The organism is Shimia sp. MIT1388, assembly GCF_047124445.1.
Lineage (GTDB): Bacteria > Pseudomonadota > Alphaproteobacteria > Rhodobacterales > Rhodobacteraceae > Shimia.
The window spans coordinates 2,017,294-2,043,846 of the sequence record NZ_CP138921.1; the positions used below are offsets into that span (position 1 = coordinate 2,017,294).

General features: G+C 58.8%; 29 protein-coding genes. 12 read left to right on the forward strand and 17 right to left on the reverse strand.

Translation table 11 applies throughout. The annotated features are described in order from the left end of the window. The first annotated feature begins 90 nt into the window (after positions 1 to 90). The 3 genes from SIB92_RS09935 (at position 91) to SIB92_RS09945 (ending at position 3,254) form a co-directional block, all read left to right on the forward strand. Positions 91 to 1,086: a helix-turn-helix domain-containing protein gene (locus SIB92_RS09935; RefSeq protein WP_412555629.1), complete on the forward strand. Its 996-nt coding sequence runs from the start codon at positions 91 to 93 to the stop codon at positions 1,084 to 1,086. Positions 1,087 to 1,240: 154 nt separating this feature from the next. Next, a complete protein-coding gene (locus SIB92_RS09940) occupies positions 1,241 to 2,554 on the forward strand; it encodes an enoyl-acyl carrier protein reductase FabMG (protein WP_412555630.1) in 1,314 nt (437 codons plus the stop codon). A gap of 175 nt (positions 2,555 to 2,729) precedes the next feature. Next, positions 2,730 to 3,254 (forward strand): J domain-containing protein, encoded by a 525-nt coding sequence (locus SIB92_RS09945; protein WP_412555631.1) that lies wholly within the window; start codon positions 2,730 to 2,732, stop codon positions 3,252 to 3,254. A gap of 303 nt (positions 3,255 to 3,557) precedes the next feature. On the opposite strand, the gene SIB92_RS09950 is transcribed toward SIB92_RS09945, so the two are convergent. Together SIB92_RS09950 and SIB92_RS09955 are read right to left on the reverse strand one after the other, a co-directional pair. After that, positions 3,558 to 4,199: an alpha/beta family hydrolase gene (locus SIB92_RS09950; RefSeq protein ID WP_412555632.1), complete on the reverse strand. Its 642-nt coding sequence runs from the start codon at positions 4,197 to 4,199 to the stop codon at positions 3,558 to 3,560. Between the two features lie 66 nt (positions 4,200 to 4,265). Beyond that, entirely contained in the window at positions 4,266 to 4,577 is a 312-nt protein-coding gene (locus tag SIB92_RS09955) for an ETC complex I subunit (RefSeq protein WP_412555633.1), read from the reverse strand. A gap of 536 nt (positions 4,578 to 5,113) precedes the next feature. Between SIB92_RS09955 and uvrB the strand changes: the two genes are divergently transcribed. The 3 genes from uvrB to SIB92_RS09970 all read left to right on the forward strand — a co-directional run bounded on the left by uvrB (position 5,114) and on the right by SIB92_RS09970 (position 8,817). Further along, positions 5,114 to 7,300 carry an excinuclease ABC subunit UvrB gene (uvrB, locus tag SIB92_RS09960; protein ID WP_412555634.1) on the forward strand — a complete coding sequence of 729 codons (2,187 nt, stop codon included), beginning with the start codon at positions 5,114 to 5,116 and terminating at the stop codon, positions 7,298 to 7,300. A 340-nt stretch (positions 7,301 to 7,640) separates the two neighbouring features. Beyond that, positions 7,641 to 8,102, forward strand: coding sequence for a hypothetical protein (locus SIB92_RS09965; RefSeq protein ID WP_412555635.1), 462 nt, complete (start codon positions 7,641 to 7,643; stop codon positions 8,100 to 8,102). A 244-nt stretch (positions 8,103 to 8,346) separates the two neighbouring features. Next, positions 8,347 to 8,817, forward strand: coding sequence for a hypothetical protein (locus SIB92_RS09970; RefSeq protein WP_412555636.1), 471 nt, complete (start codon positions 8,347 to 8,349; stop codon positions 8,815 to 8,817). 2 nt (positions 8,818 to 8,819) lie between these two features. On the opposite strand, the gene SIB92_RS09975 is transcribed toward SIB92_RS09970, so the two are convergent. The 4 genes from SIB92_RS09975 to dctP form a co-directional block, all read right to left on the reverse strand. Continuing rightward, positions 8,820 to 9,713: an isocitrate lyase/PEP mutase family protein gene (locus SIB92_RS09975; protein WP_412555637.1), complete on the reverse strand. Its 894-nt coding sequence runs from the start codon at positions 9,711 to 9,713 to the stop codon at positions 8,820 to 8,822. A 17-nt stretch (positions 9,714 to 9,730) separates the two neighbouring features. Continuing rightward, positions 9,731 to 11,008 (reverse strand): TRAP transporter large permease, encoded by a 1,278-nt coding sequence (locus tag SIB92_RS09980; RefSeq protein WP_412555638.1) that lies wholly within the window; start codon positions 11,006 to 11,008, stop codon positions 9,731 to 9,733. Continuing rightward, positions 11,008 to 11,517 carry a TRAP transporter small permease gene (locus SIB92_RS09985; protein WP_412555639.1) on the reverse strand — a complete coding sequence of 170 codons (510 nt, stop codon included), beginning with the start codon at positions 11,515 to 11,517 and terminating at the stop codon, positions 11,008 to 11,010. Before SIB92_RS09985 ends, SIB92_RS09980 begins: the two co-directional genes overlap by 1 nt. A 78-nt stretch (positions 11,518 to 11,595) precedes the next feature. After that, entirely contained in the window at positions 11,596 to 12,591 is a 996-nt protein-coding gene (gene dctP, locus SIB92_RS09990) for a TRAP transporter substrate-binding protein DctP (RefSeq protein ID WP_412555640.1), read from the reverse strand. A 203-nt stretch (positions 12,592 to 12,794) separates the two neighbouring features. Between dctP and SIB92_RS09995 the strand changes: the two genes are divergently transcribed. Next, positions 12,795 to 13,247, forward strand: coding sequence for an Lrp/AsnC family transcriptional regulator (locus SIB92_RS09995; protein WP_412555641.1), 453 nt, complete (start codon positions 12,795 to 12,797; stop codon positions 13,245 to 13,247). Between the two features lie 24 nt (positions 13,248 to 13,271). Here SIB92_RS09995 and SIB92_RS10000 read toward each other — a convergent pair whose 3' ends face one another. The 7 genes from SIB92_RS10000 to SIB92_RS10030 form a co-directional block, all read right to left on the reverse strand. Further along, positions 13,272 to 15,089 (reverse strand): aminopeptidase P family protein, encoded by a 1,818-nt coding sequence (locus SIB92_RS10000; RefSeq protein WP_412555642.1) that lies wholly within the window; start codon positions 15,087 to 15,089, stop codon positions 13,272 to 13,274. Beyond that, on the reverse strand, positions 15,082 to 16,080 hold the full coding sequence (locus SIB92_RS10005) for an ABC transporter ATP-binding protein (RefSeq protein WP_412555643.1): 999 nt from the start codon (positions 16,078 to 16,080) through the stop codon (positions 15,082 to 15,084). Before SIB92_RS10005 ends, SIB92_RS10000 begins: the two co-directional genes overlap by 8 nt. After that, positions 16,077 to 17,066 carry an ABC transporter ATP-binding protein gene (locus SIB92_RS10010; RefSeq protein ID WP_412555644.1) on the reverse strand — a complete coding sequence of 330 codons (990 nt, stop codon included), beginning with the start codon at positions 17,064 to 17,066 and terminating at the stop codon, positions 16,077 to 16,079. The genes SIB92_RS10005 and SIB92_RS10010 overlap by 4 nt, the downstream gene beginning before the upstream one ends. Before the next feature lie 11 nt (positions 17,067 to 17,077). Beyond that, positions 17,078 to 17,944, reverse strand: a complete 867-nt coding sequence (locus SIB92_RS10015) for an ABC transporter permease (RefSeq protein ID WP_412555645.1) — start codon at positions 17,942 to 17,944, stop codon at positions 17,078 to 17,080. Continuing rightward, complete coding sequence (locus SIB92_RS10020) at positions 17,941 to 18,882, reverse strand: ABC transporter permease (RefSeq protein ID WP_412555646.1); 942 nt, start codon at positions 18,880 to 18,882, stop codon at positions 17,941 to 17,943. Before SIB92_RS10020 ends, SIB92_RS10015 begins: the two co-directional genes overlap by 4 nt. A gap of 57 nt (positions 18,883 to 18,939) precedes the next feature. Beyond that, complete coding sequence (locus tag SIB92_RS10025; protein WP_412555647.1) at positions 18,940 to 20,523, reverse strand: ABC transporter substrate-binding protein; 1,584 nt, start codon at positions 20,521 to 20,523, stop codon at positions 18,940 to 18,942. 176 nt (positions 20,524 to 20,699) lie between these two features. Further along, positions 20,700 to 21,311 carry a helix-turn-helix domain-containing protein gene (locus tag SIB92_RS10030; protein WP_412555648.1) on the reverse strand — a complete coding sequence of 204 codons (612 nt, stop codon included), beginning with the start codon at positions 21,309 to 21,311 and terminating at the stop codon, positions 20,700 to 20,702. 181 nt (positions 21,312 to 21,492) lie between these two features. On the opposite strand from SIB92_RS10030, the gene SIB92_RS10035 reads away from it, so the two are divergent. Beyond that, positions 21,493 to 21,879, forward strand: coding sequence for a hypothetical protein (locus tag SIB92_RS10035; RefSeq protein WP_412555649.1), 387 nt, complete (start codon positions 21,493 to 21,495; stop codon positions 21,877 to 21,879). Between the two features lie 22 nt (positions 21,880 to 21,901). Here the strand turns inward: SIB92_RS10035 and SIB92_RS10040 are convergent, their stop codons facing one another. Continuing rightward, the gene (locus tag SIB92_RS10040) at positions 21,902 to 22,201 is read right to left on the reverse strand and encodes a zf-TFIIB domain-containing protein (RefSeq protein WP_294118635.1); all 300 of its coding nucleotides are present in this window, start codon (positions 22,199 to 22,201) and stop codon (positions 21,902 to 21,904) included. Between the two features lie 413 nt (positions 22,202 to 22,614). Between SIB92_RS10040 and SIB92_RS10045 the strand changes: the two genes are divergently transcribed. Together SIB92_RS10045 and SIB92_RS10050 are read left to right on the forward strand one after the other, a co-directional pair. Next, entirely contained in the window at positions 22,615 to 23,118 is a 504-nt protein-coding gene (locus tag SIB92_RS10045; protein WP_412555650.1) for a HugZ family protein, read from the forward strand. A 32-nt stretch (positions 23,119 to 23,150) separates the two neighbouring features. After that, positions 23,151 to 23,555: a VOC family protein gene (locus SIB92_RS10050; RefSeq protein WP_412555651.1), complete on the forward strand. Its 405-nt coding sequence runs from the start codon at positions 23,151 to 23,153 to the stop codon at positions 23,553 to 23,555. A 112-nt stretch (positions 23,556 to 23,667) separates the two neighbouring features. On the opposite strand, the gene SIB92_RS10055 is transcribed toward SIB92_RS10050, so the two are convergent. The 3 genes from SIB92_RS10055 to SIB92_RS10065 are packed head-to-tail and all read right to left on the reverse strand — an operon-like array spanning position 23,668 to position 24,965. After that, positions 23,668 to 24,168, reverse strand: coding sequence for a hypothetical protein (locus SIB92_RS10055; protein ID WP_412555652.1), 501 nt, complete (start codon positions 24,166 to 24,168; stop codon positions 23,668 to 23,670). 21 nt (positions 24,169 to 24,189) lie between these two features. Then, positions 24,190 to 24,597: a universal stress protein gene (locus SIB92_RS10060; RefSeq protein ID WP_294118631.1), complete on the reverse strand. Its 408-nt coding sequence runs from the start codon at positions 24,595 to 24,597 to the stop codon at positions 24,190 to 24,192. Positions 24,598 to 24,644: 47 nt separating this feature from the next. Beyond that, a complete protein-coding gene (locus SIB92_RS10065; RefSeq protein ID WP_412555653.1) occupies positions 24,645 to 24,965 on the reverse strand; it encodes an antibiotic biosynthesis monooxygenase family protein in 321 nt (106 codons plus the stop codon). Between the two features lie 219 nt (positions 24,966 to 25,184). Between SIB92_RS10065 and SIB92_RS10070 the strand changes: the two genes are divergently transcribed. Then, positions 25,185 to 25,505, forward strand: coding sequence for a hypothetical protein (locus tag SIB92_RS10070; RefSeq protein WP_294118628.1), 321 nt, complete (start codon positions 25,185 to 25,187; stop codon positions 25,503 to 25,505). A gap of 75 nt (positions 25,506 to 25,580) precedes the next feature. Next, entirely contained in the window at positions 25,581 to 26,552 is a 972-nt protein-coding gene (locus SIB92_RS10075; protein WP_412555654.1) for a LysR family transcriptional regulator, read from the forward strand. The last annotated feature ends 1 nt before the right edge of the window (position 26,553 follow it).

Sequence of the window (26,553 nt, forward strand, 5' to 3'; positions counted from 1 at the left end):
TCAATTTTCCGTTCACTCAGCAAAAAACTGGCCGACAGACGCGAGAGAACTGGCCTAGAAGTAACTGTATAACAAAACGGATCGCGCCCCATGCCCACCAAACATGACGGCTTTGTCAAAGCCCAGCTCTTACGCCCCTTTGTCGAGCTTGCCAGGGCGCGCGGCGCCAATGTCGACGCCGCCCTAAAATCCTTTGGTCTTGTTGCCGAAGATTTGCGGGACCCTGAAAAAGCGCTGCACGCCGAAATCATCTACGGCCTCACAAACAACCTCGCGGAAAAAGCCAATGACCCGCACCTCGGCTACCACGTGGCCGAAAGCTTCGACATGAAAGCCTGGCTACCCACCCAAGACGCTTTCGAAAATGCTCGCACCATTGGCGATTACTACACGCGGTTCCTACTAAGTGTCCCACAACAAGCCAGTTCGGTACGCCACACTCTGAAGGCCGACGCGCTTCAAGCCACCTACACCGTGGTCCGCACAGTTCAGACCCATCAAGCCCCTGTGCAAGTTGAAGGTTTTGGCATGGGGCTGCACATCCGCACTTTGCAATACCTGGCGCAATCCCACTGGTCTTCCAAGCACGTCACGTTGGCCACGGCCTTTCCCGAGGCTTTGCCCGAAACCCCCACCGGAGTTTCCGTGAAACACGCCGCAGTTTCCGGGCTGGCCCTCTCTTTCCCCAGCGCCTGGCTTACCCTGCCAGTGCGCCCGCAAGATACGCGCCCCAACGATGCGCCAGCGTCGCGGGATATGGACATTTCAATTGTCAGCGCTCTACGCGCCGCGGCGCGCCCTATTCTGGCGGATCGCTCTCAGACTGTCGCAGATCACGCACATGCGCTCGGTATATCGCCAGCCCGCCTCACATCCTCCCTGAAACAGCAAGACACCACTCTGGCGCGCGAAATCAAACGTCTGCGCGTTGATGTGGCCAAAGAGATGTTTGCCGACCCCAAACACAGCGTGGCCAGCGTGGCACAGGCACTTGGCTATACCGACCAATCCCACTTTGCGCGGTTCTTCCGGTCCCAAACCGGCCTCTCGCCCCGCGAATACCGCCGCGCGCTTTTGCCAGAATGACGCAAATCGCGGCTCTTCGCCCACATCCGGTTGCAATTGGCGATCAAATCGTTTCTGGATTTGACCCTGACGCCCCACTCAGGCAATTAGACAGAAATCATTTTCCGCTGCGGGCGATTTGGCCCTGCACGACCACAGAAGACAGAAAGACACAATGGAACAGTCTATCCCTCTGACACACCTGCCCGACAACACGCTTTATGGCGAAGGTGACGTGTTTGTCCTCTTTGGCGAACTCTTTGGCCGCGGCTACGCCACCGGTCTGATCGACTCCGCCAAAGCGGCCGGAATGACCATTGTCGGCATCACCGTTGGCCGCCGCGAAGACGATGGCACCCTGCGCGCGCTGACCGACGAAGAACTGGCGCAGGCCGAAGACAACCTCGGCGGCAAAATCATCAACATTCCCCTCATGGCCGGCTTTGACATGGACGCGCCGGACGGTGGCGAAACTCCAACCGACATGCTCAAAGAGATGACCCTGGACAACTGGCAGGAGTTCAAACTCGACTGGGACAAAGTTGACGCCTGCCGCGAGATCGGTACCGCCCGTTTCACCGGTGCTTTGAAAGAAGTTATGGGCGCGCTTGCTGCACATATTCCCGCAGGCAAAAACGTGCACTTCGCCCACACCATGGCGGGCGGCATTCCTCGCGCAAAGGCTTTCTTGGCAATTGCCAACCGCATCTACAAAGGCCGCGGCGCACGTCACATGTCGTCTCAAGCCCTGCTGGACGCCGACCTTGGTAAGCTGATCCTGCAAAACTTTGACGAAGTGACCGCCAACAGCTTTGGCCACCTGCTGGAGCACAGCGCCGAACTGCGCAGCAAGATCGAAGCCGACGGCGGCCAGGTTCGCTATTCCGCATATGGCTACCACGGCACCCGTGTGCTGATCGGCGGCGAGTACCGCTGGCAGACCTACACCAGCTACACCCAGGGCTACGCCAAAATGCGCCTGGAGCAGTTTGCCCAAACGGCATGGGACAACGGCGTGAAGGCCACCGTCTACAACTGCCCAGAAATCCGCACCAACTCTTCGGATGTGTTTGCCGGCATCGAACTGTCCCTGCTGCCTCTGTTGGAAGCGCTGCGCCATGAAGGTGGCGGTGCCTGGGTCGACGCGCTTTGGGCGGAATGCCAAGGCCTGCTGAAAGACGACGTGTCTTTGGAAAGCGTGCTGAAGACCGTGCAAGACTACCAACAGAGCGCTGCCATGCAGCCGTTCTATAACTTCACCGCGTGGCCTATGGCCAACTCCGCCGATCAGGTCGACATGACTGTGGGCACGTCTCAAGACATCGTGGCACTGCACAGCAACCGCAAAGTGCTCGTGAGTGACGTGCTCAGCCAGCATGTTGTGAACGCCACCGGCGCGCTGATCTTTGGCTCGTCTGGTGCGCCAGATGGCCCGGTTCTGTGGCTCGATCACGATATGGTTGCCCAGCACCTGATCAAAGTGAACTGATCTCACCCACACTGATTTTTGAAAGCCCCGACGCGCCGCGTTGGGGCTTTTTGTTTTGGGACAACACTTTGCCCCCCTGCGCCCAGATCAAGGTTAACTTTTAGAAGGGTTAACCAACGGTCCTTGCGCCCGCTTCCAGACATATCTCGGAAAAGGTAGGTCAAATTATTACCAAATGATTAACGACCGCATGCAGGGACACGAGGGACAGGCCATGAACAACGACATCGCACAGGCCTATGAGCTGTTGGGTGTGACCTCTGATGTGTCTGACAAAGAGATGCGGTCCGCCTGGCGCCAACTGGTGCGCAGCTATCATCCGGACTTGGCCCGCACCGATCCGGAGGAAGCCTCCCGCCGCATGGGGGAAATCAACGCGGCCTATGACGCCGTTGCCCACCACCGCCTGCAAAAAGACAAGAAACCTGCCCACAAAGCGCGTCGCCATGCACGCCCCCAAAACCCACGCCCAACCCGTCATGCCAACCGTGCAAAAACGGACACACAGCGCTCACAGCGCAGCGAAGACACTCAGCGCGAGACCAAACAGGACCAACCGCGCGAGACCCTGCCTAAACGCCGCGCCTACCGCAGCCCACAAGAGCAGCGCCTGATCGACGCGGCCTGCGCCGTTTTTGAAGACACCCGCCGCCACCTCAACGCAGCCGCCCGCAAACCGGCGTTCTCGGCTTTTCGCTAGCAAAACCCGGAAATTCTGCGTTTGATACCGACTTCAAAATCCAAGCGACTATCAGACCAGTCGTGTCCCCTGGCTCCCTACCGCGCAGGTGAAGGGAACTGTGCCCTTGTGTGACGCGAGTTCGCGTCAAGAAAATCGATCTATGGATTTTGGTTCGCCGACACATCCAACAATGCGCCCCAAAATGCCGAAGAATTAGCAGCCAACATATGACGCCGAGTATAAACTGACGCCAATAAAGGCAGGGGTACACTCAAAGTCCGCCTCAGCTCGACAGCCACCTCAAACGCCGCCACGGCACTCTCAGCCGCGTGCCTTGATCCACGTCGCCGCCACCTCACAAACCCGCTCCAGCTGTTCTTCGTGGCTCAGACCGGTCACCCGCTTGCGCGGCTTCAGATCATGATCGCCATCATCCGCCCAGGCCAGCTCAATTTGCTCTGACAACGTATAGCCAGCCACCTCCGTATCTGTTCCAAACGGATCGCGCGTGCCTTGGCAGATCAGTGTCGGCGTTTGCAGTCCCGCCAGATGCGCGGTGCGCAGCTTCTCCGGTTTGCCTTGCGGATGAAACGGATAGCCAAGGCACAAGAGACCGCAGATATCACCCGCCGCGAACAACTCATCAGCGACAAGACTGGCAACCCGTCCGCCCATAGACTTGCCGCCAATGATTAACGGACCATCACAAGACAGCGCCTGAACGACCTCGCGAAACTCGACCTGTAACAGATCTACTTTCGGCGGTGGGCGTTTTGGACCACCGCTGCGCCGCGCGGCCATATAGGCAAATTCAAACCGCGCCACCCGAACGCCCCGCCGGGCCAACCCTGTTGCAACCGTTGCCATGAAAGGCGCCTCCATGGTGGCTCCCGCCCCATGCCCAAACAGAAAGGTCGGCGCAGACCGGCCAGCTTCATTTATCAGAAATTCAATCTCAGCCATCGTCGCTCCAAAACCACAAAAGGCGCCCCATGGCGCCTTTCCGGATCAAGCTTGGTGAACTGTCCCTCAGTGGGTCCAGGCTCCACGCCGGTTGGTGGCAAAGTTCTCGCCATAGCCGCCCTGCCGGATGTTGGCCTTGCGTTTGTTGGGCTCCAGAACCTGCACTTCGATGTCGTTTTCCCGTGCGTAGGTCACAGCCGCTTCCTTGCTGTCGAACTTCAGGCGCACCTGGCTTTGCGTATCCCCGGACCCGGTCCAGCCCATTAGCGGATCAATATCCTTGGCTTCCGACGGACCATATTCCAACACCCACTGGTGGGTTTTGGCGGTTCCCGACGACATCGCCGTGCGGGCTGGCTGATAGATACGCGCAATCATGGGGCACTCCTTGGCTTGCCGCTTTATCACGGATTCTCACCGCTCGGGCAAGAGGTCAAACACAGACAAACCGCCGCAAAGGCGCAGCAAATCATCGATCAAAGGGGAGTTAAGCTTGCAAGCAGCCCAGGTTCCGGACCAAGCCGCGGGGAGCGAGGGGTGTAGGTGCAGTTTGGACTGGCGACCTCAGCGGGCTGCTTGCTGAGTTGACCATAGCGAGGATGCCAATCATTTGGCAAGTGCAACATATATTTAATTTCCCAAATCGGCAGAATTTTGTTCTAAAATTACCAAGGCACCCACAATTTCTTACCAAAAGCGGCGGACCGAAGGCTTACCAAAGGTAACTTCGCCCAAAAGGCGCGTCATTTTCTCGATCAAACAGTCAGAAATTTCTGCACTTGCGAAGTATTTCTTGGCGCGGCGCAGCATCCTCTCCCCCAAATCCCCGGACCCCATCTGCGCTTTCGCCCTTGCATAAGAACAAAAAGAGACCAAAATCGCGCGAAACGACTCTTTCAACACGGGACGCCACGATGAGTGATGCCAGTAACCTGCCCCAGATGGTCGATCGTGAGGCCAAACGCCGCCCCAAACTGGAAGGTGGCAAGCGCATCGTCATGCACACCGAGTTCGAACCCGCAGGCGACCAGCCCACTGCCATCGCCGAACTCTCCGCAGGCGTGACCGACGGCGAGCGCAATCAGGTGCTGCTGGGTGCGACCGGTACGGGTAAAACCTTCACCATGGCCAAGGTGATTGAGGAAACCCAGCGCCCGGCCATCATTCTCGCCCCCAACAAAACACTCGCGGCACAACTCTATGGCGAGATGAAAGGCTTCTTCCCGGAAAACGCCGTCGAATATTTCGTCAGCTTCTATGACTACTACCAACCAGAAGCATACGTCCCGCGCTCCGACACCTTCATTGAGAAGGAAAGCCAGATCAACGAACAGATCGACCGCATGCGCCACTCCGCCACCCGCGCCCTGCTGGAACGCGACGACGTGATCATTGTCGCCTCTGTGTCCTGCATCTACGGCATCGGCTCGGTCGAAACCTACTCCGCCATGACGCTCGACCTGAAAGCGGGCGGCGAATACGACCAGCGCCAAGTGATCGCCGATCTTGTCGCCCAACAATACCGCCGCAACGACGCCGCCTTCCAACGCGGCTCTTTCCGTGTGCGCGGCGACAGCCTGGAAATCTTCCCCGCCCACCTCGAAGACCGAGCCTGGAAGCTCTCCTTCTTTGGTGAGGAACTCGAAAGCATCACCGAATTTGACCCGCTCACCGGCGAGAAGACCGACACCTTTGAGCACATCCGCGTCTACGCCAACAGTCACTATGTGACACCGAAACCGACGCTGAACCAAGCCATCATCAACATCAAAAAGGAGCTGCGCACGCGGCTTGATCAACTGTTGGACGAAGGCAAATTGCTCGAAGCGCAGCGTCTGGAACAACGCACCAACTTCGACATCGAAATGCTGGAGGCCCAAGGTTTCTGCAACGGCATTGAAAACTATTCCCGGTACCTCACCGGCCGCGCCCCGGGCGAGCCGCCCCCCACCCTGTTTGAATTCATCCCCGACAACGCCATTGTCTTTGCTGATGAAAGCCACGTCTCCGTGCCACAAATCGGCGGCATGTATCGCGGCGACTACCGCCGCAAGTTCACGCTGGCCGAACACGGCTTCCGCCTGCCGTCGTGCATGGACAACCGCCCGCTGAAGTTTGAGGAATGGGACGCCATGCGCCCCCAATCGGTCTTTGTCTCCGCCACCCCGGCGGCTTGGGAGATCGAGCAATCCGGCGGCGTCTTTGCTGAACAGGTCATCCGCCCCACCGGCCTTCTGGATCCAGAGGTCGAAATCCGCCCGGTGGAGATGCAAGTCGACGACCTGCTCGACGAAATCCGCAAAGTCACAGCCGAAGGCTTCCGCACGCTGGTCACCACATTGACCAAACGCATGGCCGAGGACCTCACCGAATACCTGCACGAACAGGGCATCAAAATCCGCTACATGCACAGCGACATCGACACGCTGGAACGCATCGAAATCCTGCGTGACCTACGCCTTGGCGCCTTTGACGTGCTCGTTGGCATCAACCTCCTGCGCGAGGGCCTCGACATTCCGGAATGTGGCCTCGTCGCAATTCTGGACGCAGACAAGGAAGGCTTCCTGCGCTCTGAAACCTCCCTGGTGCAGACTATCGGCCGCGCCGCGCGCAACGCCGAAGGCCGCGTGATCATGTACGCCGACCGCATGACCGGCTCCATGGAACGCGCCATTGGCGAAACCAACCGCCGCCGCGCCAAACAGATCGCCTACAACGAAGAACACGGCATCACGCCCGCCACCGTCAAAAAGAACGTCGAGGACGTCTTGGCAGGGCTCTATCAAGGCGACACAGACCAATCCCGCGTCACCGCCAAGATCGACAACCCGCTTGCGGGCGGCAACCTGGAGGCCGTGCTCAACGGGCTGCGCGAAGACATGCGCAAAGCCGCCGAGAACCTCGAATTCGAAGAAGCCGCCCGCCTGCGCGACGAGGTCAAACGCTTGGAAGCCGTGGACTTGGCCGTCGCCGACGACCCCATGGCGCGGCAATACGCGATCAAAGCCGCCGAGGAGAAGGCGACAAAGAGCAAAGGCCGCTCAACGGCGGGTCGTGCTGGGCAACGCGGAGGGAACACCAGAAGCAAACGCAGCCGCTAACCCCGCCCCGGACGTGATCCGGGGCCTCACCAAGTGGCCGCTAACCCGTAGGGTGCGCATTCACTGCGCACCGACACACGCACAACAAAAGGGCCAGCGCCGGACCGGGGGCTGGCGCGCGCAACCTCAAAAGTTGGCACTTTATGTCCGCCACGTGTCGCCCGCCGTTTCCAGCGGTTGCGCCATTTGCAAAAGCGCCGGCCCATGGGGCCGGTCCGGCGCTGGCCCGGCGGCGCAATGCGCCTTGTTCCAGGCCGAGCACTTTAGAGGTTTACAATCTCATTTTGGAGGTATAAACCTCCAAAAGACCTCACCAAAGGTTTGAACCCGGAGAAATCCAATGAAAGACATCCAAGTAAGCACTGACGTTTTCGCTATGATTTGGTCAATGCGAAAACCACCAGAAACGAACGAGAATGAGATACTCTTGCGCGTTTTGAAAATGGCTCAGGCGCAAAAGTACGATAGTAATGGAGATGTTCAGATGGCCGAACAAAAAGAGGGCAAAACCTCTAACCCCTCTTTGACTAACTTGCAAGGACCAAAAAGCTTCGGGAAAGTTCGTTGGGTAGACGATGTTCAGGAGGCATTGCTTCGTCTTGGCGGTAAAGCGGCGTTGGCGAGCATTTATGCTGAAGTCGAAAAGCTGCGAAAACAGGGAAATAGAAGTGTTCCGGCGAGTTTAGAAGCGACTATTCGCCGAACAATAGAAGACCATTCCTCCGACTCCGAAAACTTCAGGGGCGTCGATCTTTTCGAGCAAATTTCAAGAGGTGTCTGGGGCTTGCGATCTAGATCGTAAACCGAAAACACGAACCCTGCACTGAAGTATCGGCCCCTTCCACAAGGGCTGTTGGGCGGCCTTTTCCGCCGTTACTTGAATTGCTGGCGGCAGGTTCCAAACTGCTGACCAGCATTCTCCATCCAAAAAGCAAAAAACCGCCCCCCCTATTGCGAAAACTATTTGCAAGTTTTCACAGTGCGCGGCCCATGCAGGAGGTCCCGCGCGGCATGATGCAAGGCATCATGCTTTTGTGATCTCAAAGGTGTCGACGACCGTCCACCTATCGCCCTACCCTCCCCCCATGCGCGCCCTCCTGATCCCCTTTGCCCTCCTCGCCTCCCCAGCCACCGCTTGGGAAGCCACATCCGCGCCCATCTGCACCCTCACCCATGAGACCGCAGAGGCCCACATCCGCCTCACTTACGACCCAAGCAAACCCCTCTACACCCTCGCGATCACCCAAAAATCCGCGCCATGGCACCCCACCCCGTGGTTCGCCATGCGCTTCATCGGTCCCAATGAACTCGTGATCTCCACACCCCAGCATGCGCTGTCAGACAACAACCAGACGCTCAATGTGGCGGACAGTGGCTTCGGCAATGTGCTCGACGGGTTACAATTCAACACCACGGCGCTGGCCTTCACCGAAGCCCAGTCCGTGACCATCCCGCTCGACGGCGCCGCGCCTGAGGTTCAAAAGTTCCGCGCCTGTGCCGCCGCGCAACTCAGCTAGCCCTACGCCTTATACCCCTCAGACACCGCATAATACGCGTTGAACCCAACCCGCTCGCGCACCTCTTCAAACGACATCAAACCGGAAGCCTGCACCGTATCGGCCTTCATCGCCGCCAGCGTCTCCACCATCTGCTGCATCACCGCCGACAACAGCGTCAGCGGATAGGCCGCCAGATTGAACCCCATGTCCGCCAATTCCGCATGGGACAGGATCGGCGTGTCGCCCCCCTCCAGCATATTGGCCATCAACAGCCCCGGCGTTTCCTCACAAATCTGGCGCATCTCACCCACGCTCTGTGGCGCCTCGATAAAGATGATGTCCGCCCCCAACTCAAAGAACCGCTGCGCCCGCTCTATCGCTTCGCCCAGCCCGTGGGCTTTGCGCGCATCGGTGCGGGCCAGGATCAGCACGTCCTCTTCCTCCCGCGCATCCACCGCTGCCTTGATGCGATCAAACGCCACTTCGCGTTCCACCACCGCCTTGCCCGGCGTGTGACCACAGCGTTTGGGCGCCACCTGATCCTCAATCATCACCGCCGCCGCCCCGGCCCGCGCCAGGCCCTTCACGGTGCGGATCACGTTCATCGCATTGCCGTAGCCCGTGTCGCCATCGGCCACAAACGGCAGGCTGGTAGCCTCCGATATGTTGCGCACATGGTCCACCACCTCGCCATAGCTCATCAGCCCTAAGTCCGGCATGCCAATGCGCGAGGCTGAGGCAGCAAAGCCAGACATGAAGGTCATGTCAAACCCCGCCTGCTCGATTAGCTTGGCTGACAGCGCATCATAACAACAGGGCGCCACCACCAGCTCTTTCTGTTCCAGCAGAGAGCGCAACCGCGCCGCCCGCAGGTTCCGCCCTTCATTGGGGGCAATCCGCACCGTGTTTTTCATCACATTCGCCCTCCTGCTCAGCGCGCCAACTCATACGGGATGTACAGCGCCAGATCGGGCCAGAACCACAACAGCACCGCCACCGCCAGCATGATGCCCGCAAACGGCAGCGCGCCTTTCGCAACCTCCTGCAACCGCGCATTGGCCACCGCCTGAATAACAAACAGGTTCATCCCCACCGGTGGCGTGATCAACGCGGTCTCAATCAGCACCACAAAGAAGATGCCAAACCAGATCGGATCAATCCCGATGTTGAGCACCGCCGGCAGCAGCACCGGCACCATGATGAGCAGCATCGACAGGCTCTCCAAGAAGAACCCCATGAACAACAACACCAGGCCGACTGCGAGAATAAACAGGCTTGGATTGGAGATGGTCTCTGTCAGGAACGCGCTAATCGACTGCGGGATCAGATAGAGCGTGATCGCGTAGGAAAACACCTTGGCCCCCGCCACGATGATCAACACCATCACCGAAGTCCGCAGCGAACCTTCCACCGCCTCCCGCAGCTTAGCAAAATCCATCCGCCCCATGGCGAAGGTCATGATCAAAGCAATCACAAAGCCCAGCCCAGCGCTTTCCGATGGCGTTGCGATACCCGTGTAGATCGAGCCGACAATCGCTACCGCCAGCGCCACGGTTGGCAGCGCCATCGCCGAGGTCCGCGCTCGTGTGCCCCAATCGGCCTTGGCAATCGGTTGGTAGGCGCCGGAAAAGCGCGAGAACAACATGCCGTAAACAATGAAGGCAGACGCCAAAAACAACCCCGGCCCAATGCCCGCAAGGAACAACGTCGGGATCGAGCTTTCCGTGACCACGCCGTAAATGATCAACGGGATCGACGGCGGGATCAAAATCCCCAAAGTGCCGCCCGCCGCCAACATGCCGTAAACAAACGGCTTATCGTAGCCGCGTTTGGACATCTCCGGGATCGCAACCGTGCCAATGGTCGCCGCGGTCGCCACCGAAGAGCCGGAGATTGCGGAGAACAACGTGCACGACAAGATTGTCGCCACGCCCAGCCCGCCGGGCCAATGCCCCACCCAGCTTTGCACCGCCGCATAAAGGTCGCGCCCCACGCCGCCCTTCAGCAAGACATTGGACATCAACAAAAACATCGGCACGGCAAGGAGCTCAAAGCTGTCCATCGAGCCATGCAACCGCTGCGGCACCGCCACCAGAGGCAGGCCCTTAAGCCCCAACAGGATCACCCCCAGCCCGCCCAGCGCAAAGGCCACCGGCGTGCGCAACAACAACAGCGCCATCAGCGCCACAAGAATGAGAACCGCTTCCATCAGTGAGCGCCCCCCATCACGTCATCGCCAGGCAAAGGTTCGGCCCACACGCGATACAGCTGCACCCCGCCCTGCAGCATCAACAAAGCGCTGCCGACCCAGACCGGCGCATGGGTGATCATCTTTGGCGGTGCCAAATAGGTGTCCGTGGTGTGCCCTGCCATGGTGGCCTTTAACCAAATCTGGAACCCGAAATAGCACGCCGTGCCCGCAAAAATGAACAACACAACAATCGCCAAAGTCTCCGCCAGCCGACGCCAGAGCGTATTAGGATTGCTCAACAGCACATCAATCGTGACCATTTCACGGTGCTTCAGCACATAGGCCGCACCCAGGTACACCACCCAGACCTGCAATACCCGGCTGATCTCATCCACCCAAATGGTGGGCGCGTTAAAAACGTAACGCATAAGCACTTCAAACGTGATGAAAAAGCCGATGGCAAACAGGGTCCAGGCGCAAAGCTTGCCTGTGAGTTCAGTGATGCCATCAATGATCCGGATGATCATTGGCCACTCCTTGCTCTGAATTTTCGCGGGGAAGAAAAAGTGGGACGCCATCCCTCAGGACAGCGCCCCCCATAAGGCTTAGTTGGTCATTGCGCCCTTCACAGCCGCAACCGCCGCCGCACCGGTCTCGCCGGTTTCTTCAACGAAGCGGTCAACAACGCTGGCCGTCGCCGCCGCCCAGGCCGCGCGCTGGTCATCAGACAGCTCGGTCACGGTCATGTTGGCTTTCATCTCGTCCACGGTGGCCGCTTCTTCTGCGTAGATCTGGTCGCGCAGTTTCTGCTCCACTTCCGCCGCAGCCGCGTCGATGATGGCTTTGTGTTCATCGGACAAACCTTCGTAGACGTCATTGTTGATCACCGCGACAAACTCGATCGCGCTGTCAAAGGTCAGGGTCATCTGATCCATCACCTCAAACAGCTTGCGGGATTTCACCGCAGACGCGCCGGTCATGCCCACATCCACAGCACCCTGCTGATAGGCGAGGAACTGTTTAGAGCCGGACATCAGGGTTGGCGCGCCACCAAGTTCCTGCACAGTCCAACCATGGACCTTGCCGTAAGTCCGGACCTTTTTATCCGCAATATCAGACGGTTCCACAATCGGATCGCCATTGGTCAGATACACGTTGCGGCCAAAAGCCTGCCACCACAGAATGCGGTTGTTGGTCTCTTTGAGGATCGCCGCGTCCAAAGTCGCGCGCATCTCAGAGCCTGGCGCCACAGCAGCGCGGATGTGGGCTTCGTCGCTGAAGATAAACGGGATCGACACCACGTCTACCGCAGGAACGGACCCGGCAAAACGACCGATAAACGCGGAGCCCGCTTCCACCGCGCCGCTGCCCACGGCACCTGGCACCTCTTTGTCCTTGAACAGCTGTGCCGACGGGAACAGCTGCACCTTCAGATCACCGCCGGATTTCTCTTCCACGATGCTGGCAAAATCCTGCCAGTTCTTGCCCAAGGAATGTGTTTCCGGCAGCTGCAAAGTCACCCGGATGGTCTCTGCAAAGCTGGCAACTGGTGCAACGCTTACAAGCGCGGCTGTCGCGGCGGCTGCAATCCAATGTTTCATGACGTCCTCCCAAAATCGTACTTATGAACGTTCAACCCTAGGTGACCAAGCGGAAACCAGGTCACAATTTCGAAGTCCCGTTTCCGCTAACGCGCAACAGCGTTTCATTTTGCGCGCAAATAGTAGGACCAAACGGTCAAATTTTATGCTGCAAGGAAATTTGCTTTCGTTGTATACAGTTACAACCGAGGAAGGGGACAGTTTTGGACGACGCCGACAAACGCATCTTGCGGGCCATTCAGGAACAACCAGAGCTAACAATGCGCGAGCTTGGCGAAGTCACCGGATTAAGTCACACGCCCTGTTGGCGCCGCCTGAAACGGCTGCGCGAAGAAGGCTATATCACTGATAAACGGTATGTTTTGGACGCCCAGAAGCTTGGCTTTGACATCGTCGCTTTTTGTCTTGTGAAGCTGCAAGAACACACACAGGAGTCGTTGGAGGAGTTTGAGGCCGCCATCGAGTTTCTCCCGGAGGTGGTAGAGTGTTACTCCGCCACCGGCGATCAGGACTACATCCTCAAAGTGCTTGCGCTCAGCGTTCGTGACTATGAGGAAACCATCAAACAGAGCCTGCTCAAGCTGCCGCACATTGGATCCATCCGAACCAGCCTCGCGCTGAACGAGATCAAGAACACGCCAGACGTGCCGGTCTGACCAACCTGCACGTCTCTGCGATGTTCAACCTATCGCTGCACCTTGCCCGCGTGCCGCATTGATCTGACACCACGACAAGGCACGCTCACTCAAAAACGGCCCCAGCTTCGCTTCCATCTCTTGGTGATAGCTGTCCAACCAAGCGATTTCCGCCGCCGTCAGTGCCTCAAAGTCCAGCATCTCGGTCATGATTGGTGCCCATGTCAGATTGCGGAACCCAAAGAAACCATTGTCCTCCTCGACAATCTCAAACAGGTTCTCGATCCGGATGCCATAGAGCCCGGCCACATAGTGTCCCGGCTCAATCGACATCACCATACCCGGCATCAGATCCACCGCACTCACTGGCTTGCCAATCCGCTGCGGATGCTCATGTACAGATAGCCGATGCCCAATCCCATGGCCCGTACCGTGGTCATAATCCAGCCCCAGATCCCACAGCGGACGGCGACAAATCGCATCAATATGATGCCCCTGCGTGCCGCGCGGAAACTTTAACGTGGCCAGCGCATAAAACGCCTTGAACACAGCTGTGTAGGCCTGATCGTACCCTTCAGGCCGCTGCCCAAAGGCAAAACTGCGGGTGATGTCCGTGGTCCCGGTCTCATACTGCCCACCACTGTCCAGCAAGTATGGCGCCTCCGGCAAGATCGCCGCATCGCGCGTCTCCGTGGTCGCGTAATGACACATCGCGGCATTGCCACCCGCTGCCGAGATTGTGTTGAAGCTCTCGCTCAGATAACTGCCACTGGCCTCGCGAAACGCATTCACCTGCGCCTCCGCCTCGCTTTCCCGCACAGGATCACCACTGGCGGCCCGCGCAGGCACCGTTTCTGCCAACCAGGCCGAAAACTCCGTCACCGCCACGCCGTCCTGGATATGGCAAACGCGCATGCCTTCCAGCTCCACCGCGTTTTTCAACGCCTTGAGATGCGTCAGATAACTGGTCCGCCGCTCAATCTTGGCACCAATCTTCTCCAGCGCCAGACACACCGCAACTGGTGAAAACTCTGGATCGACCAGTACCCGCTGCCCAGTCTTCACCGAGGCGCGGATTGAGGGCAAAAACCCATGCGGCGGCACCACCGAGATGCGCTCCGGCAGGCTGGCCACCAAATCATCCGGCAGCTTTTCCGGCTCCACAAACCAAGTGACCGCACCGGTATCTGCCACCAACATAAAGGACTGTGGAATTGGCAAAAACGGCACATCCTCCCCGCGCACATTCAGGCACCAGGCAATGTTGTCAGGCTGCGTCTCCACATGAAACTGCGCCCCTTGCTGCGCCATGAACGCTGTCAGTTCCGCCACCTTCTCACTGGCGGTTTTCCCAGCAAACTGCAGCGGCATCGCGCTCACCTGCCCCATTGGCGACGGCGGCTGCTCATCCCAAATGAAATCCACCGGATTGTCATTCTGCGCCGCCAGCTGCACACCGGTCTCCGCAAGCGCCCCGGCAAAGCGATCATACCAACTTGGCGGCAAATGCATCGGATCAAACCCAACGCACCACCAATCCCCGGCCCGCTCCGACAGCCAATCCTCCGGCGGCTCCTCAAACAAATGGTGGAAGGAAAACACCGCACCCACGCACTCTTCCCGCACCTGCACGCTGTAGCGCCCGTCCACAAACATCGCGACTTCTTCCATGGTCACAATCGCCATGCCAGCCGACCCCGAAAACCCGGTCACATACCGCAACCGCTCATCATGCGGCGCGACATACTCACCCTGGTGCGCGTCATATCGCGGCAAGATAAATGCATCCAACCCACGCACACGCATCTCCGCGCGCAACGCCATCACCTGCGGCGGCACAGTCTCGATCCCACAATCAGGCATGTTGGTTGATCTCCTCCGCATGGTGACAGGCCACTTCGCCCCGCCCTTCCAAAGCCCGCAGTTCCGGGATCACTGTCCGGCACTGCGCGGTCACATGGCGACAGCGCACGTGGAACGGACAGCCCGACGGCACATTGAGAGGCGATGGCAGCTCGCCCTCCAACTGGATCGCCGCGCCTTTGTCATCCGGGTCCAGCGACGGCGCCGCGCTCAGCAAGGCCTGCGAATAGGGATGTGACGGCGAAGAAAACAACGTCTCACTGTCGCCAATCTCCACAATCCGCCCCAGATAGATCACCGCCACACGGTTGGACACATGCCGCACCAGCCGCAGATCATGCGCCACAAACAGAATGGTCAGATGCAAACGCTCTTGCAGCTCCAGCAATAGGTTCACCACCTGCGCCTGTACCGATACATCCAGGGCCGAAACCAGTTCGTCCGCGATCAGCACCTCCGGCTCCACCGCCAAGGCCCGCGCAATCGCAATCCGCTGTCTCTGCCCGCCAGAGAATTCATGCGGCAGTTTCTCCGCCGCATCCTGCGGCAACCGCACCAAATCCAACAATTCCGCCACCCGCGGCGCAATCTCCGCCTCCGGCCGCATCTGGTGCACCCGCAATGCCTCTGCCAGAATGTCGCCGGTTGTCATACGTGGGTTCAGGGAGGAATACGGGTCCTGAAACATCATTTGAACGCGCCGGTTGTAGCTGCGATCCTTGCGCGCTGCGGCGCCAAAGATGTTCTCTTCATCAAAGTGGATCTGCCCGTTGGTCGGCTCATAGAGCCGCACGATGCAGCGTGCCAAAGTCGACTTGCCACAGCCGGACTCCCCCACCACGCCAAGGGTCTCGCCCTGCTGCAACTCAAGGCTCACACCATTCAGCGCATTGACCGATTTCCCCGGCTTACGCTGCACCATATCCAAAAGGCTGCGCGACACCGGAAACGACAAATGAAGGTCGTCAATTTTCATCACAGTCTGGGTCATGCGGCGTCCTCCTGTGTCGCGGGCAGTGGATGGAAACAGGCGGTCTGCCGCCCCGGCGCAATGTCCTGCAACGTGGGCCGCGCGGTCTGACAGGCGGGTCCAGCTGCCTGACACCGCGGCGCAAAGGCACAGCCTTCTGGCAGGGAAAACAGGCTGGGCGGCGTGCCCGGCACCGAATAGAGTTGCGTGCGCGGCGGCACATCCTGCGGCACAGAGCGCATAAGGCCCTCGGTATACGGATGGCGCGGCGTTTGCAGCACCTGCCGCACATCGCCCTGCTCCACCACCCGCCCGGCATACATCACCGACACCGTGTCACAGGTCTGTGCAACAACGCCGAGGTCATGCGTCACCAGCACAACCCCCATCGACATCTCATCCGCAAGTTTCAGGATCAAATCGAGGATCTGCGCCTGAATGGTGACGTCCAGCGCCGTGGTCGGCTCATCCGCCAGCAACAGCTTCGGGCTTGCCGCCAAAGCAATCGCAATCATCACCCGCTGACGCATCCCACCGGAAAACTGATGTGGGTACTCACCAAGCCGCGAGGCCGCCGCCGGAATGCCCACATGATCAAGCATCTCAATTGCCCGATCCCGCCGCGCCCGACGCCCCAAATCGGTGTGCGCCTTCAAGGTTTCCGTCAACTGCGTGCCAACGGTCAGCAGCGGATTAAGCGAAGTCATCGGCTCCTGAAAAATCATCGCAATCTCGCGCCCGCGGATCTTGCGCAATTGCCGTTCCGACATCGTGGTCAGCTCTTGCCCCTGCCAGCGCACGGACCCGCGCACCTCGCCATAGTGCCGCGCCAACCCCAGGATCGAGCGCAGGGTCACGCTCTTGCCGGAACCACTTTCGCCCACAAGCCCCTGCACCTGCCCTTTGCCCAGCGCAAAGCTCACGTCGCGCACCGCAGGGAGGTCGGTGCCGCCCCGGCTAAAGGTGGTGCAGAGGTTCTCTACTTCCAAAATCGGGTGATCTGTCATTGTCTTTCCCCTCACCCGCGTGGCCGCAACAGGTCGGCCAGACCGTCGCCAATCAACGAGAACCCCAGCCCGGTGATCACAATCGCAATCCCTGGCATCAGGCTCAGCCACCAGGCCGTGGTGATAAAGTTGCGCCCCTCAGCAATCAGCACGCCCCATTCGGCCTGCGGCGGCTGCGCCCCCAATCCAAGATAGCCCAGCGACGAACCGAGCAGGATCGCCAACGCCATATCGGTCATCCAGTAGACAATCACCGGCGTGATCGCATTGGGCAGCAGATGGCGGAAAATGATGCGCCGATCAGAATAGCCCATGACAATCCCGGCACTGGCGTAGTCATTGCCCATCTGCGCAATCACCTCGGCCCGCATCAGACGCGCATAGTAGACCCAGCCGACCAGCGTGATCGCGATATACATATTGATCAGCCCCGGCCCCAATACTGCCACCACCGCGATGACCAGCACCAAAAACGGGAAGGTGATGATCGCATCCACCACACGGCCAAAAATCATGTCGGCCACACCGCGATAATAGCCCACCAAGGCCCCAACTGTGACACCGATGGTCAATGCAAAGACAGTCGCCAAAATCGCCATTTGCATGTTCACCGTATAGGCATGGATCACCCGCGACAGCGCGTCCCGCCCCAACATGTCGGTGCCAAACGGATGCGCCCAGCTTGGCGGTTGACGCACCGCCAGATAATCAATGAAGTTTGGATCATAGGGCGCGAAGACGCTTGGAAACAGCGCCAACAGGGTGGAAAACCCGATGATCACAGCCCCGATCAGAAACCCCGGCTTGCGCAGCGCCAGCTGCACCCGCGACAGCGGCGCATCGGAGGATTTTGTAGAAGTCACAACTGCATCGCTCATGTCAGACGCATCCTTGGATCAAGCAGGCTTTGGAACAGGTCGGTCAGCAGGAAGACAATCGACACCAGAACGGCAAAGGTCAGCGTCAGCCCCTGAATAAGCGGATAGTCCCGCGCAAAAATCGCCTCCAGCATCAGCCGCCCCAATCCGGGCACGGCAAACACAGTCTCGGTCACCAGCGTGCCGCTCATCAGGTTGCCAATCGACAGACCCAGCAGCGTGATGGTGGAAATCAACGCATTGCGCAGCACATGGCGCCCCAGGATCAACCGATTTGGCAGCCCTTTGGCGCGGGCAAACTGCACATACTCCGCATCCAGCACTTCGATGATCGAGGCCCGCAAATTGCGCATGATGATCGCAGAGGTGTAGAGCGCCACGGTCATCGACGGCAGGAACAGGTAGTAGAGCTGGCCAAAGAAACCGTCACCACTGCCGCCCACCGGGAACCACCGCAGCTGCGCCGCCAGAAAGGTCAGCAGGATCAGACCGATGTAAAACACCGGCATCGACAGGCCGACCTGAAACACCGTGCGGATCACTGTGTCCGGCCATTTGCCGCGATTGAGCGCGGCAACAAAAGCCAGCGGCCCAGCAATCAGCAAAGACAGAGATACCGCAAAAAGCGCAAGGAACCCTGTGGTTGGCAGCCGCTCGATGATCACACTGGACACAGACGTGCGCATCATGATCGACCGCCCAAGGTCGCCTTGCAAAGTGTTGGTGAAAAACAGCCAGAACTGCACCAGCAGCGGATCATTTAAACCAAGCTTTTCCCGAATGGCCGCCAGATCAGCGTCCGAGGCTTTGTCGCCCGCAATTGCGATGGCTGGGTCGCCCGGCAACAGCCGGACCAGAAGAAAGATGATGATCATCACAAGCACAAATGTGGGGACCATCAGCGCGAGGCGCTTCAGAACATATTGCAGTCCGGCCATGGGTATTTTCCAATTGAGACACGCGCCGCAGGCCCTCGCCCGCGACGCGCATAGGTCTTACTTGCTCACAGTTGCGCGCGAGAAGATGTTGGCGCCCAGCGGGGTTTGCACGTAGCCGTCAACCGCTGTGGACACCGCCACCGCAAAAGGCGTCTCATACATGAACAGCAGCGGCGCAGCATCGGCGTAGATCGTCTGCATGTCCGCATATTGCTGCGCCCGCGCCGCCTGATCCATCTCTTTGCCGGAGGCTTCAAACAGCGCGTTGAACTTGGCGTTCTCCCAACCGGTGCCCACCGCACTGCGGATCGGAGAATAGCCCAACCAACCGGTGACCTGGCTTGGATCGTTCACATCATCCACCCAGCCATAGGTGTGGATGTCAAACTCACCAGAGCGGTTCTTCGCGCTGCGGGTCGGCCCGTCGACCTGCTCCACAACCAGGTCAATGCCCAGTGGCGCCCACATCTGCTGAAGCGCAGCAAAGATGGTTGAGTCATCCGCAGAACCCGCCAGCGTGGTTAGTGTCACCTTGGTGCCCGGCTCAACCCCGGCCTCTTTCACCAGCGCCATGGCTTTGTCCATGTCGTAGGAATAGAGGTCCAGCTTGGACGCCAGACGGGTGGACGAGGACATCAGCGGCGCGCTCATCGGCTGACCAGCGCCTTGCAGCACCAGACCAATCAACGCGTCTTTGTTGGTGGCATAGTTGATCGCCTGACGCACACGCACATCGTTGAGCGGGTTGGCCGACCCATCCGCACGGGTTTCGCGGGTGTTGATCGGCGAGTAGATGATCCGCGTGGACGGGTAGAGGTTCATGTTGACCGCCGGATCAGCGTCCAGCTCGGCCACACGGCTGAACGGCACAAACTCCACTGCGTCCACTTCCCCAGCCTGCAGCTTCAGGATACGGGTCGCATCATCCGGGATGACCTCGAAATGCACCTTGTCCAGATATGGCAGCGGCTTGCCATCGGCCCCCATCTCCCAGTGGTGCTCGTTGGCGCAGAAGTCCATCGAGGCGCCCTGCTCAAAGCCACACATGTAGAAGGCGCCGGACCCCACACCCGCGCCACCAGCGGCAAAGATGGCGGCGGATTTCTCTTGATCCGTTGCGCCTTCTGCTGCCTCAAACACGTCTTTGTTCACAATTGCGGTGTTGAACGTCGCCAGCATCGACAGGATGGTTGGGTCCGGCTGGCTCAGGCTCACGGTGATGGTGTTGCCGTCCGCGGTCACGCCCGACACATTGCCCAGCATCCCGGCCCAAGGCCCCAAGTCGCCATTGCGCGCGCGGTCCAGTGAGAACAGCACGTCGTCCGCCTCCAGCGCTGAGCCATCGGCAAACTTCAGGCCTGACTGCAGCATCAGCGTGACGGTCTTGCCGTCCTCGGACACTTCAAAGCTCTCCGCCAATCCGCCCACAATCGACTTCCCGTCATCAGACGAGCGCAGCAGCGTGTCAAACAGGCTGCCCACCATCCAGATGTCTGGGTTGCGGTCCGCATAAATCGGATCAATCAGGCGCGAGCCGTCGTAGCGGGCAAAGTTCATTGTGCCGCCGCGTTCCTGCGCCGCCACCGGCGTTACAAGCGCGGTCGTTGCCGCCAAAGCCGCCGCCATAAGGGTGCGTGTCATGTCTATTTTCCTCCCAGGTCGAATCTCTTCGGTGACCGGGAGAATAGGCAGTTTTTGACATTTTGCTAAAACTTTTTTTAGCAAAGCTAAATTTTTGAAGCGCGGATTTTGGTGCAAATCCGGAAATTGGATACAATATACTGAAAACATTACCCTTCTTTCCGCCGTCCGCAAACTTAATTTTCTGCCGCTGTGCTCATTGGCGTGGTGCTGACCCACAACTCCACGGATTCCACATCACTCACGACACGCGAAAAATGCGGTTTTGCGGTGTTGTGGTGAATCACATCTCCCGGCCCCATGACAAACACTGCACCCTCCAAATGGTACTCAACCTCACCTGACAGCAGGTAACAAAACACCTCCCCATCATGGCACATCTTCTCGGATTCATGCCCCGGCGGACGGTGAATGATCTGCGAATGCATCAACGCCCCAGGGAAGCCAGGCCCCAATTTCTCATAAAAACGGCCCGCTGTGCCAAGCGCATAGGATTGTCGACGGTCTTTCTGGATAAACTCAGAATAGGCCTCCGGCACACTTAACAACTGCTCCACGCTGGTCTGCAACGCCGCCGCAATTGACATCAATGACGACAGCGACGGCGAGCTGATCCCGCGCTCCACCTGAGAAATAAACCCAGTGGTCAGATCCGCTTCCTCCGCAACCGCATTCAACGTCTTGCCCAGCGCCTTGCGCCGCAACCGGATCGCCTGCCCCAGCTTCTCTGGCTGTCCCTTCTGTTTTTTCTTTTTTGCTGTCGGGGACGCCGCCATCACGATCTCCATTGAATATCCTGGAAAAACTGCGGCCACACCATATCAGCAGAAAAAGATATGTATACTAAAATGAATTTTAGCATGACTGCATGCGCTACCCGCTCTGCGCGCCGGTTATTCAATAACAACCCGCTGATTTTGCCTGACGCGCGAGACCGGCCGCAGGTTGCTCCCACCAAAGGAGCCCCTCATGCATTTTGCCTATCCCACTGCCCTGTTTGGCCTCACCCTTCTGACCGCCTGCGCCACCCCACTGGAGCGCTGCATGTCCACCGCGCAATCTGAAGTCGCAACACTACGCCGCGCCATCGCCACCGCCGAAGGCAATATCACCCGGGGCTACGCCATTCACCGCAACTCAGAAAGCTACACCTATTATGACACCTGCTATGACAAAAAAGACCGTCCTTACAGCTGCCCGGAAACCCGCTACCGCACGGTAGAAACACCGGTCGAGATCGACGTGGCGCAACAACGCCAACGCCTGAAAGCCCTGCGGCGGGACTTGCCCGCCGCCGAAGACCGCGCCCGCATTCAGGCGCAACACTGCACCGCCCTGCATCCGCCAACCGGATAGCAGAACCACGTGCTAAGGGGTCTTAGAAATCAAAAATATCATCGAGGAAGCTGCTCATCTTTTTCTTCTTGCGCGGCTTGCCCTCGTAGCGGCGCACATGGCCTTCGTCATAGCCACGCCCATCGTAGCCCCGCTGCGGCGCAGGCTGCACATTCTCGGATGGCGGCGGGGGCGGTGGCGCGGCATAGGCACTCGCCCGCTCGATGATCTTATCCAGCTCCCCGCGATCCAGCCACACGCCGCGACAGCTGGGACAATAGTCAATCTCCACCCCGTTGCGGTCTGCAATCACCAGGGTTTCGCCATCCACTGGACATTTCATCAAGCACTCTCCTTTTTTTTGTCTGTCTTCTAGATAGGAAGCCGTTCCCAGATTTCACCACCGGATCAGACATTCCATTGCTCGGTTGCCAAAAGGCGCTCAAGCAAACTCAGGACCAATCCAATACCCGACAAAACCAATCAACCATTTGTTTTTAAACACTTTTCGGTTGCGCACCTCAGCGACTCACCCTAGAAAGGGCGCAACAGAGCGAGCCAGACCGGCCACTCACGTATGCAGCAAGCAATCAAGCAAGGCCCAGCCAACCGCCAGGTCCAGCCAGACAGCAAGCCACGCACGCAGGCAGATACGGTCCAGCCAGCTACACAAGAACGGCGCCCAGGTTTTCCCAGGCGCCGTTTTTGTTTGCCCCCTCCCTTTTGGCTCTCCTGAAAAACTGGCACGCTCCGACCATGACCAAATCCGATCCCATTCGCCCAACCGATGCTGACGCCCGCGCCTTGGCCCGTGACCTGCTGTCCTCTGCCACCTATGCCGCGCTGGCCGTCACCGATCCCGCCACTGGCACTCCATCCGTGACCCGCGTGGCCCTCGCCACCGCACCGGATGGCACCCCACTCACATTGATTTCAGATCTTTCTAGCCACACCAGCGCACTGCACGCCAATGCCAACTGCGCCTTGCTGGTGGGGGAGCCCGGCGACAAAGGTGACCCGCTCACCCATCCGCGCATGACCCTGCACGCCAAGGCCTCTTTCCTTGAAAGAGGCAGCGACGCACACGCGCAAACCCGCGCCCACTATCTGTCACTGCGCCCCAAAGCCAAACTCTATGTCGATTTCCCCGACTTCTCCTTTGTGCGATTTGAGGTCACCGGCGGGCTTCTGAATGGCGGCTTTGGCAAAGCCTTTCACCTGACACCAGACGACCTGTTAGCGCCAACATCTTTCTCTTGACGCAAGGCAGCGGCGCGCCTTACCGTCGCGCCATGCCATTACACAGCCTAGACCACGCCAACATCGGCACCCAAAATCTCGACGTCATGATCCGCTTCTACGAGGAGGTCCTGGGCATGACCAACGGCCCGCGTCCGGACTTCGGTTTTCCCGGCGCCTGGATGTACCTCGGGGACCAAGCGGTGGTGCATCTGGTGGGGGCAACAAAGCCCCTCATCGCCGGCGGCGGACACATCGCGCTCGAGCATGCCGCCTTTGCCGCCACCGACATGCCCGCTTTCTTGGATGTGCTCAAAGCACGCGATCTGGATTATTACCTCGGCTTTCCGCCCGGTTTCCCGATTGTGCAGGTCAACATTCACGACCCAGACGGCAATCACCTGCATGTGGATTTTCACATCGACGAATTGCCCGAGGAACTGCGCCCCGCGACTTAGACCGCCCAAAACATTAACGGAGGCGCGTTCAAATCTGCACCTCCGTGAAACAGTCGCAATACCGACGTGATACCGACGTCAAAATCTCCACCGAGATCCCCGCCGTTAACCTTTACTGCAGCAGCGCTTTGGACGCCTCCACCGCATCTGCAATTGGCGAGAAGTACCGCACCTCAATCGACGATCCGCTGCGCATCACCTCGGCCGCTCTATCCGCGCCCGCCATATATAGCTGGATCGCTTGCGGCAGAGAGTCCTGTGTCACAGCCTTGATCCGCCCACCGTTCACGCGCTCCCGTCCAAGGCTGGAATCCGTGTTGGCACGCATGAAGGAGTACAAGCCACGGTTCACGCGGGTCAGTGCCACTTCCGCTTCCCAATAGACCGAAGCCTTTGAAATCACACGCACAGTCTGGCTGTAAGTCTGGCGCAGACAATCAATGCGATACACCAGATCCACCTTGGCGCATTCGCTCACGCCGTAGGTAAAAATATCCACAGTCCGCTTGGTCTGCTGATCGGAAAACCCGATGTCATCCTCGGCCATCGCCGGCTGCGCCACGATCCCCATCAAGGCCACCGCCGCTGCCTGCAACACTTTGACTACGCGCATATTCTGAGCCTTTCTCCCTGCCTACCGGGTCACATGTACCGCGCATTTGGCATGACGCACAACCTGTGCCGCGGTGCTGCCCAACACAATGTCTTGCACGCCGGGTTTGTGGGACGCGATCACAATGCAATCCACCGCGTTTGCCGCCCCCCATTTCACAATGGTCTTACCCGCATGTCCTTCTTCTACAACGCCTTTTACGTTGGGAAGGTCGCCGCCCATGGCCTCCAGACTGGCCACAATCGCCGTCTGCGCCTCGGCCTGAAATCCTTCGGGCACATAGTTGATCACATAGCTCGGGACATTGGCCATCACGTGCAACAGGCTCACCTGCCCGTCCTCATCAATCAACCGACGCGCCACCGCCACCGCTTCGCTTGGATCATGGGCCTCGTCAAAAGCCACAGGCACAAGAATATGCTTATACATTTCAAACTCCTAACCAAGCACGACAACAACAGGTACAGGGTCAAACGTCAATCATAGGCCTGCATAACGTCATACATCACAGGCTCAAAACTGCGGCAAAGTTGATTGATCTTGCGATTACGTTCCCGCATCTCCTCACTGCGCAGCATCGCCTGAAAATCCTCGCGCCGCCGCCATTGCGAATAATTGGCAATCCGCGTCTGCGCATCATTCACATGCAGGCCAGCGGCAATAAAACCGGGCTGTTTGGAGATGAATTGGTCATAAGCATCGGTCAGCGCATCCAGCAAATCCTGACAGGTGCCCGGCGTCATTTCAAAGGTGGTGATGACGGTCTGAAGCTCCGTCTCCTTGGAAATCTTCGGCATAGGTTCCTCCTTGCTTTTCCTCAGCTTAGTCCACGCCCCCGCCAATTGACTAATGATTTTCCAAATCCACCCCGCGCCCAAGCGCCACATCCTGCGCCAGACACGCGCATGTGATTGCACCAAACGCGATTTTGGGCCATATTGGCTCTGGTTTTCTGTCGGGCGAACCAGATGGCACAAATCACGCCACGCGGCCCGGCGCAGAGAGATGAGGCACCCATGACCAGATTTTTCGCCGCGCCCCTTCTGGCGCTGATGCTTGTTCCCGCACTCCCGCAACCCGTTGACGCCAACACGCTGAACCGCGCCTGCCTGCGCTCGGATCGCGACGGAGCCACGCGGCAAATGTGCCGTTGCATTCAGAAAACCGCGAACAAAAGCCTGTCCCGCGCGGACCAACGCCTGGCCGCAAGTTTCATCAAAGACCCGCACAAGGCGCAGGAAATCCGCCAGTCGAACCAACGCAGCCATGAGATCTTCTGGAAGCGCTACAAAAAGTTCGAAACCAGCGTTGTGTCCAGCTGCAAACATCTGCGCTGAGGCCATTGCGCCGGCAAAAGCCCTTGACCCGAGGTCGCTCCCTATTCACAAAAGCCAAAGCTGGTGGAGGGACCTATGCTCAACAAAGGCGTCACATTGCGCGGCCTCGAGGTTTTTGAGGCGCTCGCCGAGCACGGCTCCGTCGCGCGCGCGTCCGAGATCACCGGCCTGTCCCTACCGGCCGTATCACAGCAAATCCGCAACCTGCAAACCGCGCTTGGCACCGACCTGATAGATCACAGCAAGCGCCCTATGCAGCTCACCGCGGCGGGGCGCGCTTATCTGGTTCGCGCGCGAGAGGTCCTGTCACAACTCAGGCTGGCACAGTCCGAACTCACCGTGATGGACCTCACCCATCTGACGCAGCTGTCGATGGGCATCATTGATGATTTTGACAACGACCTGACACCGCGATTGGTCACCAAATTGGCTGAGTCCATGACCCGCTGCCGCTTTCGCCTTGTAACCGCGCCGAGCCATGAGATCACAGACGCCATACGTAACGGAGACTTGCACCTCGCCATCACCGCCGTGGCCCCGGAAGCCCTTGATGGCATAACAGAATACCCTCTAGCGCAGGATCCGTTTATCCTCGTCGCCCCTTCTGGATTCCTACCCCGAAAAGGGGACATCACAACTGCGCTGCAGGAGCTCCCCATGCTGCGCTACGGCCAGGAACAGCTTATTGGACGCCAAATTGAGGCCGAACTGACCCGCGCCCAGTTTGAAGTGCCGCACCGTTTCGAAATTGGCTCCAACCCGTCCCTTATGGCTATGGTGTCACGCGGCATTGGCTGGGCAATCACCACACCTCTGGGCTATCTGCGAGCTGCCCGTTTCCACGATCAGGTTGACGCGCACCCGCTGCCGTTTGCACCGTTCAGCCGCCAAATCTCGCTGCTCGCCAGCGGCGACTGGGCCAACACGGTGCCGCGGGATGTGGCCCAAACCATGCGCGGCCTGATCCACGCCCATATGGTCAGCCCCGCTCTTGAGCGCTTCCCTTGGCTCGACGGGGCCTTCAAGACCCTGGACACAGACAACTAGC